16 protein-coding genes and 2 tRNA genes are annotated in these 16,995 nt (G+C 32.6%); 11 read left to right on the top strand and 7 right to left on the bottom strand.

Annotated features, from left to right (window positions below):
• Positions 1–35 precede the first annotated feature (35 nt).
• From ACNFIH_RS12010 to ACNFIH_RS11985, 6 genes are all read left to right on the top strand, one after another.
• Positions 36–857: a hypothetical protein gene (locus ACNFIH_RS12010; RefSeq protein ID WP_426483333.1), complete on the top strand. Its 822-nt coding sequence runs from the start codon at positions 36–38 to the stop codon at positions 855–857.
• A 77-nt stretch (positions 858–934) separates the two neighbouring features.
• Positions 935–2,335 (top strand): DUF2252 domain-containing protein, encoded by a 1,401-nt coding sequence (locus tag ACNFIH_RS12005; protein ID WP_426483332.1) that lies wholly within the window; start codon positions 935–937, stop codon positions 2,333–2,335.
• A 280-nt stretch (positions 2,336–2,615) separates the two neighbouring features.
• Positions 2,616–3,197, top strand: a complete 582-nt coding sequence (locus ACNFIH_RS12000) for a DUF4136 domain-containing protein (RefSeq protein ID WP_035646391.1) — start codon at positions 2,616–2,618, stop codon at positions 3,195–3,197.
• Positions 3,198–3,534: 337 nt separating this feature from the next.
• Entirely contained in the window at positions 3,535–4,521 is a 987-nt protein-coding gene (locus tag ACNFIH_RS11995; RefSeq protein ID WP_426483331.1) for a helix-turn-helix domain-containing protein, read from the top strand.
• A 74-nt stretch (positions 4,522–4,595) separates the two neighbouring features.
• Positions 4,596–5,573 (top strand): SphA family protein, encoded by a 978-nt coding sequence (locus tag ACNFIH_RS11990; RefSeq protein WP_426483330.1) that lies wholly within the window; start codon positions 4,596–4,598, stop codon positions 5,571–5,573.
• Between the two features lie 37 nt (positions 5,574–5,610).
• Positions 5,611–6,801 carry a BamA/TamA family outer membrane protein gene (locus ACNFIH_RS11985; protein ID WP_426483329.1) on the top strand — a complete coding sequence of 397 codons (1,191 nt, stop codon included), beginning with the start codon at positions 5,611–5,613 and terminating at the stop codon, positions 6,799–6,801.
• A 120-nt stretch (positions 6,802–6,921) separates the two neighbouring features.
• On the opposite strand, the gene ACNFIH_RS11980 is transcribed toward ACNFIH_RS11985, so the two are convergent.
• Together ACNFIH_RS11980 and ACNFIH_RS11975 are read right to left on the bottom strand one after the other, a co-directional pair.
• Positions 6,922–7,782: a CPBP family intramembrane glutamic endopeptidase gene (locus ACNFIH_RS11980; RefSeq protein WP_426483328.1), complete on the bottom strand. Its 861-nt coding sequence runs from the start codon at positions 7,780–7,782 to the stop codon at positions 6,922–6,924.
• 77 nt (positions 7,783–7,859) lie between these two features.
• Positions 7,860–8,708 (bottom strand): helix-turn-helix transcriptional regulator, encoded by an 849-nt coding sequence (locus ACNFIH_RS11975; RefSeq protein WP_426483327.1) that lies wholly within the window; start codon positions 8,706–8,708, stop codon positions 7,860–7,862.
• Positions 8,709–8,942: 234 nt separating this feature from the next.
• Between ACNFIH_RS11975 and ACNFIH_RS11970 the strand changes: the two genes are divergently transcribed.
• From ACNFIH_RS11970 to ACNFIH_RS11960, 3 genes are all read left to right on the top strand, one after another.
• A complete protein-coding gene (locus tag ACNFIH_RS11970) occupies positions 8,943–10,139 on the top strand; it encodes an aminopeptidase C (RefSeq protein ID WP_035646372.1) in 1,197 nt (398 codons plus the stop codon).
• Positions 10,140–10,256: 117 nt separating this feature from the next.
• Positions 10,257–10,727, top strand: coding sequence for a hypothetical protein (locus ACNFIH_RS11965; RefSeq protein WP_426483326.1), 471 nt, complete (start codon positions 10,257–10,259; stop codon positions 10,725–10,727).
• Positions 10,728–10,893: 166 nt separating this feature from the next.
• On the top strand, positions 10,894–11,931 hold the full coding sequence (locus ACNFIH_RS11960; RefSeq protein ID WP_426483325.1) for a hypothetical protein: 1,038 nt from the start codon (positions 10,894–10,896) through the stop codon (positions 11,929–11,931).
• Positions 11,932–12,261: 330 nt separating this feature from the next.
• On the opposite strand, the gene ACNFIH_RS11955 is transcribed toward ACNFIH_RS11960, so the two are convergent.
• Positions 12,262–12,573, bottom strand: coding sequence for a helix-turn-helix domain-containing protein (locus ACNFIH_RS11955; protein ID WP_426483324.1), 312 nt, complete (start codon positions 12,571–12,573; stop codon positions 12,262–12,264).
• Between the two features lie 180 nt (positions 12,574–12,753).
• On the opposite strand from ACNFIH_RS11955, the gene ACNFIH_RS11950 reads away from it, so the two are divergent.
• Entirely contained in the window at positions 12,754–13,446 is a 693-nt protein-coding gene (locus tag ACNFIH_RS11950; protein ID WP_426483323.1) for a hypothetical protein, read from the top strand.
• A gap of 153 nt (positions 13,447–13,599) precedes the next feature.
• Here the strand turns inward: ACNFIH_RS11950 and ACNFIH_RS11945 are convergent, their stop codons facing one another.
• From ACNFIH_RS11945 to rseP, 4 genes are all read right to left on the bottom strand, one after another.
• Positions 13,600–13,881: a GIY-YIG nuclease family protein gene (locus tag ACNFIH_RS11945; RefSeq protein WP_426483322.1), complete on the bottom strand. Its 282-nt coding sequence runs from the start codon at positions 13,879–13,881 to the stop codon at positions 13,600–13,602.
• A 228-nt stretch (positions 13,882–14,109) separates the two neighbouring features.
• A tRNA-Asn gene (locus ACNFIH_RS11940) sits at positions 14,110–14,183 on the bottom strand.
• Positions 14,184–14,221: 38 nt separating this feature from the next.
• Positions 14,222–14,295: transfer RNA gene (locus ACNFIH_RS11935), tRNA-Asn, on the bottom strand.
• 86 nt (positions 14,296–14,381) lie between these two features.
• Positions 14,382–15,722 carry an RIP metalloprotease RseP gene (rseP, locus tag ACNFIH_RS11930; RefSeq protein ID WP_426483321.1) on the bottom strand — a complete coding sequence of 447 codons (1,341 nt, stop codon included), beginning with the start codon at positions 15,720–15,722 and terminating at the stop codon, positions 14,382–14,384.
• A gap of 200 nt (positions 15,723–15,922) precedes the next feature.
• On the opposite strand from rseP, the gene ACNFIH_RS11925 reads away from it, so the two are divergent.
• Positions 15,923–16,993 (top strand): NADH:flavin oxidoreductase/NADH oxidase, encoded by a 1,071-nt coding sequence (locus ACNFIH_RS11925; protein ID WP_426483320.1) that lies wholly within the window; start codon positions 15,923–15,925, stop codon positions 16,991–16,993.
• Positions 16,994–16,995: the final 2 nt, after the last annotated feature.

The following is a 16,995-nucleotide window of genomic DNA, read 5'->3' as shown; positions in this document are numbered from 1 at the left end:
GTCGAAAATTGTTATAAATCTTAAAAAGAATTATTATGAACCGATTTAGAATATATGCCACTGCAAAATTTTTGTTCAGTATGTTTTTAATTCTTTTAAATTTTTCAGCATTCGCGCAAGAAGAAAAAGCTGGAGCAAGCGCACAAGAACTTGCCGATAAAATGGCAAATCCGGTTGCAAGCTTAATTAGCGTTCCGCTGCAAAATAATATTACTTATGGAATTGGTCCTTATAATGGAGTAAAATATCAGATCAACATACAACCTGTAATTCCATTTAAATTAAGTGAGAATCTAAATTTAATAACGCGTTATATTCTTCCGGTTGTAGATCAACAAGATATTACAGGAGAAAACAACCATGAATTTGGTTTAAGCGATGCAACAGTAACGGCTTTTTTTGCTCCTAAAACTAAAGGAATTATTTTGGGTGTCGGTCCTGCTTTTTTAGTACCAACAGCTACAGAAAAATTTTTAGGAACAGAAAAATTCGGAATTGGACCGAGCGTTTTGGTAATGCATCAGGGAAAAGGACTTTCGATAGGTTTTTTAGCCAATCAAATTTGGTCCGTAGCAGGAAATGCTGACAGAGCAGATTTTAATCAGTTTTACACACAATTATTTCTGACACATAGTTATAAAAGTGGCGCAAGTTTAGGTATTACTTCAGAAATTACGCAAAACTGGCAAGGAAATACAACCCTGATTACAGTTAGCCCAAATGTTGGTGCGATTACAAAATTAGGCGGTCAGACTATGCAATTTGCTGTTATGCCTTTAATACCAATTGTGGGCCATTCAAGCATAAGACCAGATTGGGGATTAAGAGCTGTGGTAGCATTTATATTTCCTGGTTAATAATATTTCTAAGTTTCTTTCAACAAGCTGAAACTTCAAAAGAAAAAATTAGAATTGAGTTTAGATAAATCATCTGCATGACAGAAAAAGCAACAGATAGTGCCGAAAGTTTTTTTGATCGATTAGCATCAAAAGCAGAACGCTATGATAATGGTGCAGCGATAAGGAAAGATGTGTCTCGTTCTTCTCATCAGGAATGGACACCACCGGAAGATCGTAAAGATCCTGTAGATATTTTGATTCAGACAAGTATAGGAAGGCTTGAACGTTTATTGCCTATCCGATATCGAAGAATGATTGAATCGCCTTTTGCTTTTTATCGAGGTGCTGCCGCAATTATGGCTGCAGATTTAGCAAATACACCAAACACAGGAATACAACTGCAGCTTTGCGGAGATTGTCATTTAATGAATTTTGGCGGTTTTGCAACTCCTGAACGTAAATTGGTTTTTGACATTAACGATTTTGATGAAACATTTCCCGGCCCATGGGAATGGGATTTAAAAAGGCTCGCAACAAGTTTTGCAATTGCAGGAAAGTGGCGAAAATTTTCTGTTAAAGACTGCAAAGCGTTTGCCTGGCATGTAGCAGACAGCTATAAACGACATATGCTCGATTACAGTAAATTATCGGCACTTCAAATTTGGTATGCTGATATTGATCTGGCAGAGCTTATTGATTTGGGAAAAGATGAAGAATTAAAAGAATTTCAGCAGAAACGAATAAAAAAAGCCGTCGAATCTATTGCTCACGAAAAAGAATTTGCAAAAATGACTTATTTAGATGGAGTTCGGGCCAGAATAAAAGATGATCCTCCATTGATTTATCATCCTTCAGGAGATGAAGAAAGTTATACGTTAAGAGAAGCTAAACAGGCTCATAAACGATATATAGAATCACTTCCAGAAGATAAACAAGTTTTGTTGAGCAGATATACCATGCATGACTTTGCAATAAAAGTAGTAGGCGTAGGAAGTGTTGGAACACTATGTGGCATAAGTTTATTAATGTCGGCTACCGGAGAGCCAATTTTTTTGCAGTTTAAAGAAGCCAGAAAAAGCGTATTAGAAGCAAACGTAAAAAATAAAGGGAAATATCCTCATCAGGGAGAACGAATTGTAATGGGACAAAAATTAATGCAATCAGCGCCAGATATGTTTTTAGGATGGACAAATGATGATAAAGGCAAATATTTTTATATCCGTCAGCTTCGTGATGCCAAGATAAAACCAGTTATAGAAATAATGAAATCTGAAAATATGACAGATTATGCCAAAGCCTGTGGATGGGCACTCGCAAGAGCACATGCACGATCTGGTGATCCGTCGCTTTTGTCTGGATATATTGGCAATAATAATGAATTTGCGAATGCTATTTCTAAATTTTCAATGTCATATGCACATCAAAATGAATTGGATTATAATAAAATGGTCGAAGCCATAAAAGAAGGAAGATTGCCCATTTCGGCAGAAATGTAATTCGCACGCATGTAGTCGCTCAGATTTAAAAAAGATTTGTAAGAATCAAAACTTACATTTTAGATAAAATCATTAAATGCAATAAGTAAGATTTTTTGCAATAAACTATGTTAATTAAAGAAAATGATATATCTTTAGGCTATGTTAAGGTGTTGTTTAATAGTTGTTTGTGTTAGTTTAACAGGTATTTTACATTACATTAACGCCCCAAAGATTTTACATGATTTTAATAAAGCATTCGAGTTAAACTAATTTAATTATTAATTTAAATATCAGAACAATGAATATTAAAAGAACAAATCTTCGCCTAATTCCGTTAATTTTATTGGGATTGTTTTACAGTTGTTCACCAACTGTAAAAGTTACCACAGATTACGATCACTCTGCTAATTTCAGCCAATACAAAACTTTTACGGTCTATGACTTAAAAGCCCAAGAAGGCCAGGTAAATCAGCTTAATGCAGATCGTGTTGCAAAAGCAATTCGTGCCGAAATGACCGCTAAAGGATTTGTAGAATCAACTGATAATCCTGATTTAAAAGTCAATGCGGTTTCTATACTAAAAAACAAAACTCAAGTTACTGCCGATACTAATTTTTATGGTTATGGAGGAATGTATCGTCCATACGGATATTGGGGCGGCGGCGCTATGATGGGCGGCGGTACAACAACATTCAATTCATATGATTATGTTGATGGTTCCCTTGTTATTGATATTGTTTCTTCAAAAACACAAAAACTGCTTTGGCAAGGAATCGGTAATGCCCAAATCGACAGTAAACCAGATAATCCAGAAGAATTTATTGCAGGTGCAATTAAAAAAATACTAGAAGGCTTTCCCCCAGGTCTCGCTAAAAAATAAGCTTTTAAATTTATTTTATAAAGACACTTATACTTATCTGGCAACAGATAAGTGTAGTCTTTATGAGTTATGGTACACAACTTTCTTTTAAAATTTATTTTTTAAGAAGGAGCAATTATTAATTATAAAAAACTAATATATGCTGGATATAGTACTTTCTCTTTTCTTTTTTATGGCAACGATGGTCGGCTTTGCGACATCATTTATGGTGCTGTTTTCTAAAAGAAATTACTCCAAGAGTTTTTTTTTAGGACTGTTCTTATTTAGCCTTGCTGTTGTCAGTGTATATAATTTTTATTTGTCGGCAAATGTTCTTAATTTTTTCCCTGATCTGTTTATGATCACGAAATCTTTTATGTTTTTAGTGGCGCCATGTGCATTTTTGTATGTCCGAAATCTATTGTTTACAGATCGTATATTTCAAAAATATGACTGGCTTCATTTCTTGCCTTTTTTGATTTATTTTAGTTTAACATTTTGTGTTTGGATTGGTAATTTGGTTGATTTCCCATTGGCACAAAAATTTTCTCCTAAAATTCAAAGCCCATTTTCAATGTTGAGTTTGTCTATTTGGCTGCTTTATGCATTTTGCCAGACTATGATGGTTTTGAATTATGATTTAGAAAAATTCAAAAAAAATCATTTCAATAGAATAAAAGTTTTAAGCTGGATACGAGTTTATAATTTGGTGATTTTGTTTTTGTTTTCGGCACTTTTTGTGCATTACTTTTTAGTTAGTAGTGTTTATACAGTCGATTTGTCTTGTTACATACTGATTTCATTTGTACTTGTTTTTACAGTGAGCTGGCTTTATTTTAAGCCACAAATATTCTATGATATAAATACAAATGAAGTCAATGATGATTTTCAAATCGTTGAAGAGAAACTGCTCGTGATACAAGAAAACGAATCAAAAAATACATTGCCAATTGTAAAAGATCTTACAGTTGAAAAGAAACAGCAGTATTTGATGCAATTGGAAGAAATTTTTGCTTCACGAGAACTTTTTCTGAAAAAGGATTTGGTAATAAGAGATATTGCTGATGAAACCGGAATATCGGTACATCATCTTTCCAATTTAATTAATTCTGAATTTAATCTGCATTTTCAAGATTATGTAAACTTGAAAAGAGTAGAATATTTTAAAGAAAAAATTAATGACCCAGAATGGAAAGATCTTTCTCTGGAAGGAATGGCTTGGGGTTCTGGTTTCAAATCAAGAACAACCTGTTTTAGAGCTTTTCTTAAACATACCGGAAAATCGCCTTCAGAATATTTTAAAGTTGTCAGAATGAATCCGGAAAAGCGCATACATATTATCTAAAACAATATTCAAACTGATAGTAAGTCGTTGATAAATAGGATTATCAAGTCTCATTAATTTTAAATGCAAGAACAATGAAAACGGAATTAAATCGACATAATCAAATCAAAAAATCAGTTGTTTTATCGTTAATAATATTGATGCATTTATCAGGTTATGCACAGCTTAAAGGAGGTCATATTCTTGGATCTTCCGGACTACAATCGGGAACTCAGGCTCCAGAAAATATGCTCACAGTTTATGTGCCTGGATATTTTTATGAAGCAGGTTCTTTAAGAAATTCCGATGGAGACAAATCCATTGCAAATCCAAATATTAATATGTTTTTAACTGGTATAGGTGCAAATTATGTGAGCGATTTTAAAATTCTTGGCGCAAATTATGGCGCAACTCTTTTAATTGCTTTTGCATCAAATGCGATTCAGGGAAGTTATGTAGATTCAAAAAGTTCTTTTGCTTTTACTGATATGCTCGTACAGCCCATTCAATTAGGCTGGCATCATAAAAGAGCAGATTTTGTTTTTAGTTATCAATTGTATCTTCCTACAGGGGAATATGAGTTGGGAGGAAGTAACAATAGCGGATTAGGAATGTTTATGAATGAATTTTCGGGAGGAACGACTTTGTTTTTTAATGACAAAAAAACAACTCATTTCTCGATTTTGGCCGCTTATGAAATCAACGGAAAAAAGAAAGATACCGATATAAAAACAGGTGACATTTTAAGTATCGAAGGAGGTTTGGGCAAAACTTTTTATATGATGAATGCCGAGAAAACTGCCCCAACAGGAATTTTGAATGCAGGATTAATCTATTATCTACAATATAAAGTATCAAATGATGAAATACCGGTTGGTACGTTGCTTCTGGAACCACATAAAGACAGAGTTGGAGCTTTAGGCGCTGAAGTGAATTATTTTCATATTGGATGCAAAACTACAGCTGGACTGCGCTGGGTTTCTGAAATTGGAGCTGTAAACAGGTTTCAGGGAAATACATTTTTTTTAACACTGGCACATGTATTCAGTTTTCAAAAAGAACAACCTAAATAATCAATTTCCTATTTACAAGGAAGAAACATATTCTGCAATGAAAAAAAAGCGTCCTTTTGATCGAACAAGTATTTGGAAGACCAGATTAATTATTGTCTTGTTTCTCTTGTCTTACACAGGAATGACCTCACAAACAACAACAGTATCGGAACCTAAAAACATGCGCTATAGAGATTCTCTTGATGGCGCTATCGATTTAAGTAATTTTTTAATTTATGCAAATGGTTTTCTGGTAGTTCCAGCCATTATATCTGAACCGGCTTTAGGAGGATTTGGAGGTGCTTTGGCTCCAGTTTTTCTTAAAAAACGAAATCCTGTGATCGATGAAGATGGAAAAAAACGGTTTATAAATCCGGATATAACCGGAGGATTCGGAATGTACACGGCAAATAACAGCTGGATGGTAGGAGCGTTTCGTTCTGCAACTTTAATAAAACCAAAAATATTATATCGTATTGGAGCAGCGTATGGAGATATAAATCTGTCCTTTTATGCCAATAATCTTCCCGGAAATGATCAGGAATTTAAATTGAATTTTAGATCAACTGTTTTTTATACACAATGGCTAAAGCAATTTAACAATGAAAAATGGAGTGCCGGACCGCAATATTTGTTTTTAAATTCAAAAATAAATCTGCCCGACTTAAATCTTCCGCCTCCGTTTGTGAAGCCGGGCGATATTAAAAGTACGGTAAGTCAGTTAGGAGCAGCGCTTCAATTTGACGGGCGTGACAATATATTTACACCAGATAAAGGAATACGAATTCAGTCAGATTTTTTCTGGTCAGACAAAGGGCTAGGAAGTGATTATAATTTCTGGCGTATTAATTTGTCTGCAATAGGTTATTATCCAATAACGGATAAATTAATTGGCGGACTAAGGATTGAAGGGGAGCAGGCGTTGGGAAGTCCGCCTTTTTATCTTAAACCGGGAATTAATTTAAGAGGAATTCCGGCAGCCAGATATATGGGAAATACTAGTATTGTAAACGAACTCGAGTTACGTTGGGATTTGTATCGAAGATGGAGTTTGATGGGATTTGGTGGTCTTGCAAGTGCATTTGATGATTGGGATAAAGCATTTCAGAAACCTGTTGTTTACAGTTACGGAACAGGTTTTAGATATTTAATCGCCCGAAAATTTAAACTTCGAATGGGAATTGATGTTGCAAAAGGTAATGAAGATTGGGCGTATTATATTGTTTTCGGAAGCAATTGGATGAGGTAGTTTTTTAGTGAAAAGTGATTAGTAAGAAGTGAATAGTGAAATTTGAATATTGAAAAATAAATAAAAAACACTCGACAATTTTGTCGGGTGTTTTTTATTATAATTGCGGGTAAAAAACTTTTATTTTTTCCAATAAGGCTTAATGATTTTGTTTTCTTTTCGGCTTAAAACTAATAGTACAATTGCTCCTACTGCACAGAATAAAATAGCCTGAATAGATCCTTCAGGACCAAATTCTCCCCCGGTAATGAATTCTGGACCCTGTATTTTTGCATTTAATAAACTATTTGTTTTTTCGTTTCCAGATGTTATCGCACCATAAATTCCAGATTGTGTAAAATTCCAAGCAAAATGCAAAGCTATCGGAAACCATAAATTACGGCTGTAAATAAAGGCGGCTCCAAGCATAAAACCTGCCATAGTTATGCATATTGCCGAAATCAAAGTCCCATGAGGATTTGCTAAATGAAAAATGCCAAACAGTACTGAAGATATGGTAAGAGAAATATAACTTCCCAGTTTTTCTTCCACAATTCTAAAGATAATTCCACGCACTAATATTTCTTCAATAATAGCAACCGTAAACATAATAGTAAAAGGAATCAGAATGAATGAAATTGGGTTAATGTTCAGAACACTGTAGCTTCCGTTTAGGTATATTACTAAAATAGTAAGAGATTGTAAGGTAAAACCAATGAGAGTGCCAATGATAAGATTTTTTGCAAGTCCTTTTGTAGAAAATTCTTCGATTGTTCTCTTGTCATATTTTTTAAAGAAAAGAATGTAACTGAAAATGCATAAAGCAGAAACAAAAAGCCCTTTTAAAAGGTTTCGGAAATCTTTTTCAAGCGGTGTTAAGGCTAGTAATTTTACAGCAATTTGTTGACTAATAATAACAACTGCCATAAAAGTAAGTAAAGCAAGAATGATTTTTGTTATTGGGGAATTAAACGTTTTTTGTTTTAAAGTAAGCGTTTCCATTTGATTGTATTTAATGATTTATGATGAGACAAAAGTATCCCGAATCAAAACCAAAAAATAGAATGAAATTTGCCTCTCTATAATTTTTGAAACTGTTTAGGCAGAAATCCGGTTTGCGTTTTAAAAGTTCGGATAAAATGGCTTTGATCTGCAAATCCGCATTCTAAAGCGATTTCAGTCAAATTAATTTCATTAGATTGTATCAGCGAAAGTGAACGATTGATTTTAATACGACGCATATATTCGCCCAAAGTGCATCCAAAATATTTAGGAAAATGTTTTGAAATTGTAATAGGGTTGAGGTTTAAAACCAATGCCAAATCCTGCAGATTTGGATTTTCATTCCAACAATCGTTTAATAATTCATTTAAACTTTTTACCCAAAACGGACTTTTTTCAAATCGATCCAAATGACTATTAGCAACGGTTAATTGAGAAAACAACATCTTAATTGTATCGGCAGAAAAAGCATCGGCAGTAAGCGTTTCCTTAAAAATCTTTAAAATTAAAAACTTGGTAAAAGCTTCATTTTGAATTGATTTTTCGATAATAGCTTCTGAGATTTGAAGTTCTTTGAGCAGATTTTCTTCAATTTCGATATTGATGTTTCGGGAAGGAAAAAGTGTATTTTGGTTTAAATGCAATTCATCGCTATGATAAAATAACAACGATCCTGGACCGACTGTTTCTCTGAAATTTTTCCTTTTCTCCGTCGTGCCACCTTTTAAAAAAAGGGTTATATGCGCGTTATTGTGCGAATGCCAGCCTTCGTAAACTTTATTTTGATACTCCGTTTCAACAACTGCAATTCCCTCTTGAGTATTGAAGATGTTTTTGGTATTGCCTAAATAAGTTTCTTTTTCCAGTTCGTACATGTCCGGTTTTGATGTGGCATTTTCAAGAACTAAAATACTATTTATTTGCAAATAATAGCGAGTATTTTGAAAGTCTATTTTGAAGAAAATTTTTCTAATTATCTAATTGCCAAATTTTCTAATTAAAAAACTCAGATTGTATAATTTGTAAGATTTAAACGCATAATAAAAAGATTGTATAAACATTAACTGTTAAATAATAGTTTTTTTACCGATTATTTAATTGTTTTGTAACAAAAATATAATACGGGCTACTAATTAGTCAACTATTTAAATCCTTTGATTATGTATAAAAATACAATGAAATCAGTTTTTGCTGCATCTGCATTTTTTGTTGCTGTAGGCGGCTGTTTTGCGCAAGACATTTTGGTAAACTCATTAAAGTTGAATGCAAGTGATAAAAGTAAAGAGAACTTTAAATTCACTGAAGTAGTTAACTTAGGAACAACATCAGTAAAATCTCAGGGATCTTCTGGAACTTGCTGGAGTTATTCAACTAACTCATTTTTAGAATCAGAAATGATTCGTTTAGGAAAACAGCCAGTAGAATTGTCTCAGGTTTTTTCAGCAAGAAATGTGTATGTTGACAAAGGAGTAAATTATGTTCGTATGCACGGAGCAATCACTTTAGGTGATGGAGGAGCTTTGCACGATGTAATTAATATGTATAAAAAATACGGAACTGTTCCGAGAGAAGTTTACACAGGATTAAACTACGGAACAGATAAAAATAAATTTGCTGAAATGGCAGCTCTTATAGAAGGAGTTCTTGCAGCGGTTGTTAAAAATCCAAATGGAGAACTGACTCCAAACTGGCAAAAAGCATACGCAGCAGTTATTGATTCTTATTTAGGAAAAGCGCCGGATAACTTCACTTACAAAGGGAAAAACTATACACCACAGTCTTTTGCTAAAGAAGTAGTAGGAATTAATCCAGATGAATATATTGAAATGTCTTCATTTACAACTTCTCCATATTACCAAAAAACAACAATGATGGTGCCAGACAACTGGTCATTAGATCAGGTTTACAATGTAAAAGTGAATGATATGACGGATGTTATTGACAATGCATTGAAAAAAGGATATACTGTTGCCTGGGCGACAGACGTAAGCGAGAAAAGCTTTAGCTGGAAAAATGGTGTGGCGTATGTACCAACAAAGAAATTTGACGACATGACAGCTGAAGAAAAAGCAGACATGTTCAACGGACCAAAAGCAGAACCAGAAATTACTCCAGAAATGCGTCAGGCTGCGTTTGATAATTACACAACAACAGACGACCACGGAATGCATATTATTGGTCTTGCAAAAGATCAAACCGGAAAAGAATATTATATCGTAAAAAATTCTTGGGGAGAAACAAATGACTACAAAGGTTTCTTGTTTGTAACTAAAAATTTCGTGAAATATAAAACTACTGCATTGTTAGTAAACAAAGGAGGAATTCCTGCTGAAATTGCTAAGAAGTTAGGGGTTTAAGAAGTTTAAGGTTTTTAATAAAAATAGAAAAGCGCTGTGATCTTTGGATTACGGCGCTTTTTTTTGACTTATTATTGATGTCAATAAATTTATTAAGTTTGTAAAAAATATTTTACATTGGAATTAAATATAAATTTAGTTATTGCTGTAATAGGAGCTTCAGTTACTTTAATTGGCTATTACGTAACAAGATATCTTGAAAGAAAAAAAGAGATTGAATTTCAAATTAGAAATAAAAAGATTCCAATTTATGAAGAATTTTTCCAGTTTTATTTCAAAGTAGTTTTTAATACTAAAAACAAAAATGATGAAAAGTTATCGGATGATGACATGGTTTTATTTTTTCAGCAATTTAATCAAAAAGCTATTATATGGTTTCCAGATAATATTCTTTTATCCTATATAAACTGGAAAAGAGAATTGAGTTATTTTTCAGGAAATAATACACCTGAAAACCTTAAGAACTTAATTTTGAAACAAGAAGATTTAATGAAAGAGTTTAGAAAAGATATTGGCCACAAAAATAGTAAAATTAGTAAAGGAGATATTTCATCTCTTTATATTAATGGTCTAGATAATTATTTTTAAAGTGTCCCATGATTTACAGTGTTGTTTATCTTCAACTAATTTAGAATAAGAATTTTATATTTGAATTTACTAAACCTTTGTTTTATATAAATATATTTTATAATTGAAACTTCGATTTTATTTATAGAACTTAATTTATTAGATTAGCATTTTATCAAATCAATTTATGGAGAACACTTTACTAAAAGATCAATTAAACGCTTTTTTGAGTCATGTTGATACTATTTCAGAAAAAAAACAGTATTGGTTAATTAGAACTGAAGGTGGGGATTTGTTTGATACCTATAGAGCACATAATTTCGTCTCAATTGGTTACGAGGAAATTTCGTATAAAAAGATTTTAGATTATAAAAAATCTTCTAGGAATTTGGATGAACTGAAAGATAAGTTGAAGCTATATGTTGAAAATGTGTATCCTGATAAACAGCCAGGGCTAGTTGCGGGTCAGTTAGTTAGATTTATTTATGAAGTAAAAAAAGGTGATGTTGTAATTATTCCTTCTGAGAACTCAAATTTTGTATCAATAGGAATTTTCCAAGATACATCTTTAATGGAAGTAGATAATTCAATGTTAGATAGAACAAAATGTAATTATACTAAAAGGAAATCTGTAAAATGGTTAAAAACATTTTCAAGATCAAATTTAGACCCCTATCTTTATAAAGTGCTTCAATCTCATCAAGCTATAAATGATATTTCTAAATATGCATCTATAATTGAGAGATCCTTAGGGGATTTTTATAAATTAGAAGACAATACAAATCTCATTGTGAATGTTAATAAAAAGACGAGTATAAAGGCTAATGATTTATTATTTTTTGGGAGTGATTTACTTAGGCTTGCTGAAAGTTTTATAATTGATAATGATTTAGAATTGGATATTTCTGATGTTGAGATTAAAATTAATATAAATTCAGAAGGAAGAGCTCAGTTTTTATCTAAGAATGGAAAAATTATTTTAATTCTTGGATTGATAATTATAGGAATTAATGGAGGAGGATTAAAAGCGAGTTTTAAAGGTTTTAACTTTGATTTGTCAACAGACGGTTTAATTCAAAAGGTGAGTGATTATATCGATAATTATCATGATAGAAAGATGGTTGATGAATTAATGAAAAACAAAGATTCTTTGGAAATAAAAAATCCAGATGATTTAATTAAAGTAGTTAAACAATTTTCTAAAAATAAGGACATTTCTAAATGACATTTTTAATTTTAAATATCATTTCAGTATTATCAACTTTTATTGTTGTTCAGCTAATCTTGTTTAAATTTCTTGATGTAATTTTGGGTAATATAAGTTTTTTAAATGTTGAAATTAAATACAACCTTAAATTAAAACATTTTGTATTTTTTACAATCACAACAATTATTTTGCTTACTTGTACAGAATTTTATTTGCCATATAAATAACAGAATTGAGAAAGTCATATTAGATAAAATTCAAAGATATTATTAAATCATTCTATTATAAAAAAGAGGTTCTTTATACAAAAGCCTCTTTTTTATAATATATTTTCAAAAAATAAAATTTCTACTTCCCTTTCAACAATTTCTCCAAATACTCAACCTTATCTTTCTCAGCTTGAACTAAACGTTCGAAAAGCTCGACCATTTTATCAAGAGGATTAAAACTACAACTATAATTAAATGAAGAAGCATTATCATGATTATTAATTGTATTTCCAATAATATTTAAAACCGCTTCTTCAGAGAAATTTTTAATTCCTTCAACAGTTACACCTAATATTTTGGCAATTGCCTGAAGTTTTTCATCATCAATTGTTTCGCTGTTTTCAATAGCAGAAACAGTTCGCCGCGATTTCGGGAGAAAACAAAAATACAATTTTTCGCACAACGAATAATTAAAAACTAAAATTATAAAAACAATCAGCGTTGGACAAAAAAGCCAAATCAAACACTTTATCGTCTTTCCAAGCACTTCACGGTAAAAAGAAAGCTAACCGCAACAAAATCAATAACTTTACTATAGTTTTTTGAAATAAACAACTTAATCAAAATTATCATGAAAAATTATGCAGAAATTTTTGTGGCAATTGTGTGTGTTGTTCCTTTTAGCTGTTTTGCGCAAAAAGCAGTTTCAAAAGCCCCTGTTATTGCATCGGCTGGAAGTACACATTTACAATCAGACAAGAAATCAGATAATGATCTTGTTATAGAAGCTTACTATGTTGAAGAAACAATAAATATGACCTTTGGAAGAAGAGTTACAAAATACGAAGTTTCAAAACTAGATATGGTTAATACTTATGATCTTGGTCCAAATAACACTAGAACTGTAATTCCAATTTACAGAAAACCCAAATTGAAACAAACGGAAGTGCCTCTAATGTCAAAAGTAGTCATCGATATTCCTGACGAAAAGGTAGAGCCAGTAAAAGTGGCAGTAGCACGCCCTACGGAAGCGCCAAAATATATAGATATTGATATTTCAAAAACTTACACAAAAGTGGTCGATAAAGGCTATAAAAATACCGACATGCTTAAAAAAGTAGCAGACAAATCCTATTTTGAAGGCGATATGGAATCTGCGGCTAAATATTACGGTGAATTGATAGAAGTAGGCAAAAATCTAGATCCAATTTATTACTATCGTTGCGCCGAATCATTAAAAGCCATTAACAAGCCAGAAAAAGCAAATGAGATGATGGTTTTATTTGAAAGTAAAAATCTAGCGAATAAAGTAGCAAAACAATAAAAATGCAGAGAGAATGAAGGAATGAACTTTACTTTGATATAAAACAAAAAAAAGACGATCAATTTGATCGTCTTTTTTTTAAGCTCCCCCTCTTGTCCCGATAGCTATCGGGAGAACCAACCCCGAAGGCTTTCGGGGCTCTGATTAACAGTTTTATTTATATTTCTCTTTGAGTTTTAGAATAATGTCTGGGTATTTAGTTAGGTTTTCAATATAGATTTTGCTTTTCATTTTTTTAATATGTTTTTCAATATTTAAAGCTTGCGGTTTGTTCTCACATTCTATTTTGAAAAATAATTCCCAATCTTGAGCATTGGCGGTAAATTTTCTTGATTCAGCATTTTTATGAAATTCCATTCTAGTATCAAAATCAGATGTAAATCCAATATAATACCGATTCAATTTAGCAGAAAAAATAATGTAAACAACGTTCATAATACGACTTACAATTTGATATTTCTTTTTTGAGGTTCCTTCTGGAGCTCGAACCAACCCCGATAGCCATCGGGGCTCTGATTAATAGCAAAAAAAAAATACCACTTACAATTTGATGTCTTTTTTAAGATCCTCCTTGAGGCTCAAACCAACCCCGATAGCCATCGGGGCTCTGATTAACGCAAAAAAAAAAATACCACTTACAATTTGTAAGTGGTATTTAATAAGCTCCCCCTCTTGGGCTCGAACCAAGGACCCTCTGATTAACAGTCAGATGCTCTAACCAACTGAGCTAAGGAGGAATCACCTTAAAGGTAAATATGTTTGCTAAAAAAAGTTGCTCCCCCTCTTGGGCTCGAACCAAGGACCCTCTGATTAACAGTCAGATGCTCTAACCAACTGAGCTAAGGAGGAAAGTATTGCTCTTTTTAGCGAGTGCAAATATAATCGAATTTTTAGTTTCTCAAAAATATTTTAACTCTTTTTATTCATTTTTTTTTCTACTTCATAATTGCCTTATAAATATCGTTTCCGTTTGCGAACAAAAGCAACGCTATAAGTAGTACGAAGCCAACCATTTGGGCGTTTTCAAGGAATTTATCACTCGGTTTTTTGCCACTAACAATTTCATATAATAAAAACATCACATGACCTCCATCAAGAGCCGGAATTGGTAATAAATTCATCACTCCAAGCATAATTGACAAAATAGCGGTAATATTCCAGAAAGCTTCCCAGCTCCAAGAACTCGGAAAAATGTTATAAATCGCAGCAAAACCACCCACTTGTTTATAAGCTTTAGTTTCTGGATTAAAAATCATTTTTAATTGTTTTCCGTAACCTATTAAACGATCTTTACCTTTCGCAAGTCCAACAGGAATAGATTCCAGAAAAGTATATTCTTTTGTACTTACTTTATAGTATCCTAATTTTTCTAATGATTTGATGTCTAAACCACCTGGAACAACACCTAAAATTCCTTTTGCAGAAACCTTAAGCGTAATAGGAGTTTGTTTTAAATCACGTAAAACAACAGCTTGAATTGTTTTTCCTTTATTTGCGCTTAAAATTGCTTTAACCTGATCATAATATTTTGCTTCTTGGCCATTTAATGTAACAAGTAGATCTTTTGGCTTAAGCGAAGTATTTGGCGAATCATCTTGAACGCTTCCGACAACAAAAGGCATTCTAGTTTCAATTAAAAAACCTTTTTCATGTTTAGATAATTGATCAACAAAATCAGTTGGCATTTTGATGGTTTTCTGTTGTCCGTTGCTCTCAATTAAAATTTCTTTTGCCATGATGACCTTCATGTTGGTGTCATCATCAAAGTTTTCAATTTTTTGACCATCAATAGAGATAATTTTATCTCCTGTTTTTATTCCAATTTTTTCCATTACAGGATTGGTTATCCATACACCATCTTTCAAATCAGAATTTGCAATATAAGTATCGCCATAAACAAAAGCCATTCCTATATATATAATAAAAGCCAGGATAAAGTTTACCGTAACACCACCAAGCATAATAATCAAACGTTGCCAAGCTGGTTTAGAACGAAATTCCCACGGCTGAGGTGGCAAAGCCATTTGTTCTTTGTCCATACTTTCGTCGATCATACCAGAAATTTTTACATAACCTCCCAGCGGAAGCCATCCAATTCCGTATTCTGTTTCGCCGATTTTCTTTTTTAATAGAGAATATTTAACATCAAAAAATAAGTAAAATTTTTCGACTCTGGTTTTGAATAATTTAGCAGGGATAAAATGCCCTAATTCATGAAGAATAATAAGTAAAGATAAACTCAATAGAAATTGAGAGAGTTTGATAACTATATCCATTTTATAATTTTAGTTCGTATTTAACGCACAAAAGTAACGTTTTAAAATTTAATTTAAGCCCGCAATATAATACTTAAGGTTTTAAATGTTTGTTAATTAATAAACATTTAGATTTCCTCTTTTATAAGGATACCGTAACTTTACTTTTTAAACGGCTATTGTCTTCAATTGGTAGCCTAAATTCATTAAAAGTTACAATTATGGCTTCACAATTATTTTCTCCTTTAACAATAAAAAACACCACTTTAAAAAATAGAATTGTCATTTCGCCGATGTGTCAATATTCGGCTGAAGACGGATTTGCAAACGACTGGCATTTGGTTCATTTAGGAAGCCGTGCAAGCGGAGGAGCCGGATTGATTATTCAGGAAGCAACTGCAGTTTCTCCTGAAGCCAGAATTTCTCCTGCTGATCTTGGAATCTGGAAAGACGAACATATCGAAAAACTGAAACAAATCAATGCTTTTATTGTTTCTCAAAATTCGATTCCCGGAATTCAACTAGCGCATGCGGGACGAAAAGCAAGTGTTTCGGCTCCTTGGCTTGGCAATAAAAAATTAGATTTCGCTCAAGGCGGATGGCAAACTGTTGCGCCAAGTGCGATTCCGTATCATGAGGGCGAACCTTTTCTTCCTGAAGCTTTAGATAAAAACGGAATTCAGAAAGTAATATCAGATTTTAAATCGGCTACAAAAAGAGTTGTTGAAGCGGGATATCAGGTTGTAGAAATTCATGCAGCGCACGGTTATTTGTTGCATCAGTTTTTGTCGCCTTTGACAAATATCAGAACCGACGAATATGGAGGAAGTTTTGAAAACCGAATCCGTTTTACATTAGAAATTGTAGAAGCAGTTCAAACCGAATGGCCTTCAGATTTGCCTTTGTTTGTTAGAATTTCAGCAACGGATTGGGCAGAAAACGGATGGAATCCTGAAGAATCTGTACAGCTTTCGAAAATATTAAAAGAAAAAGGAGTAGATTTAATCGATGTTTCATCTGGCGGATTAGTTTCGCATCAAAAAATCAATATTGGACCAGATTATCAGGTTCCTTTTGCAGAAAAAGTTAAAAAAGAAGCTAATATTTTGACAGGAGCCGTTGGTTTAATTACGGAAGCAAAACAAGCAGAAGAAATTTTGAATAATGGCCAAGCCGATTTAATTTTGTTTGCCAGAGAATCATTAAGAAACCCGAATTTGCCTTTGGATTTTGCCAAAGAATTAGAAAGCGATATTCAATGGCCAAAACAATACGAAAGAGCTAAACTATAATT

The sequence above is a fragment of the Flavobacterium sp. 2 genome (assembly GCF_049949195.1).
Taxonomy (GTDB): domain Bacteria; phylum Bacteroidota; class Bacteroidia; order Flavobacteriales; family Flavobacteriaceae; genus Flavobacterium.
The sequence above is the reverse complement of the archived record's forward strand: the minus strand, read 5'-3'. Positions and strand labels throughout refer to the sequence as shown.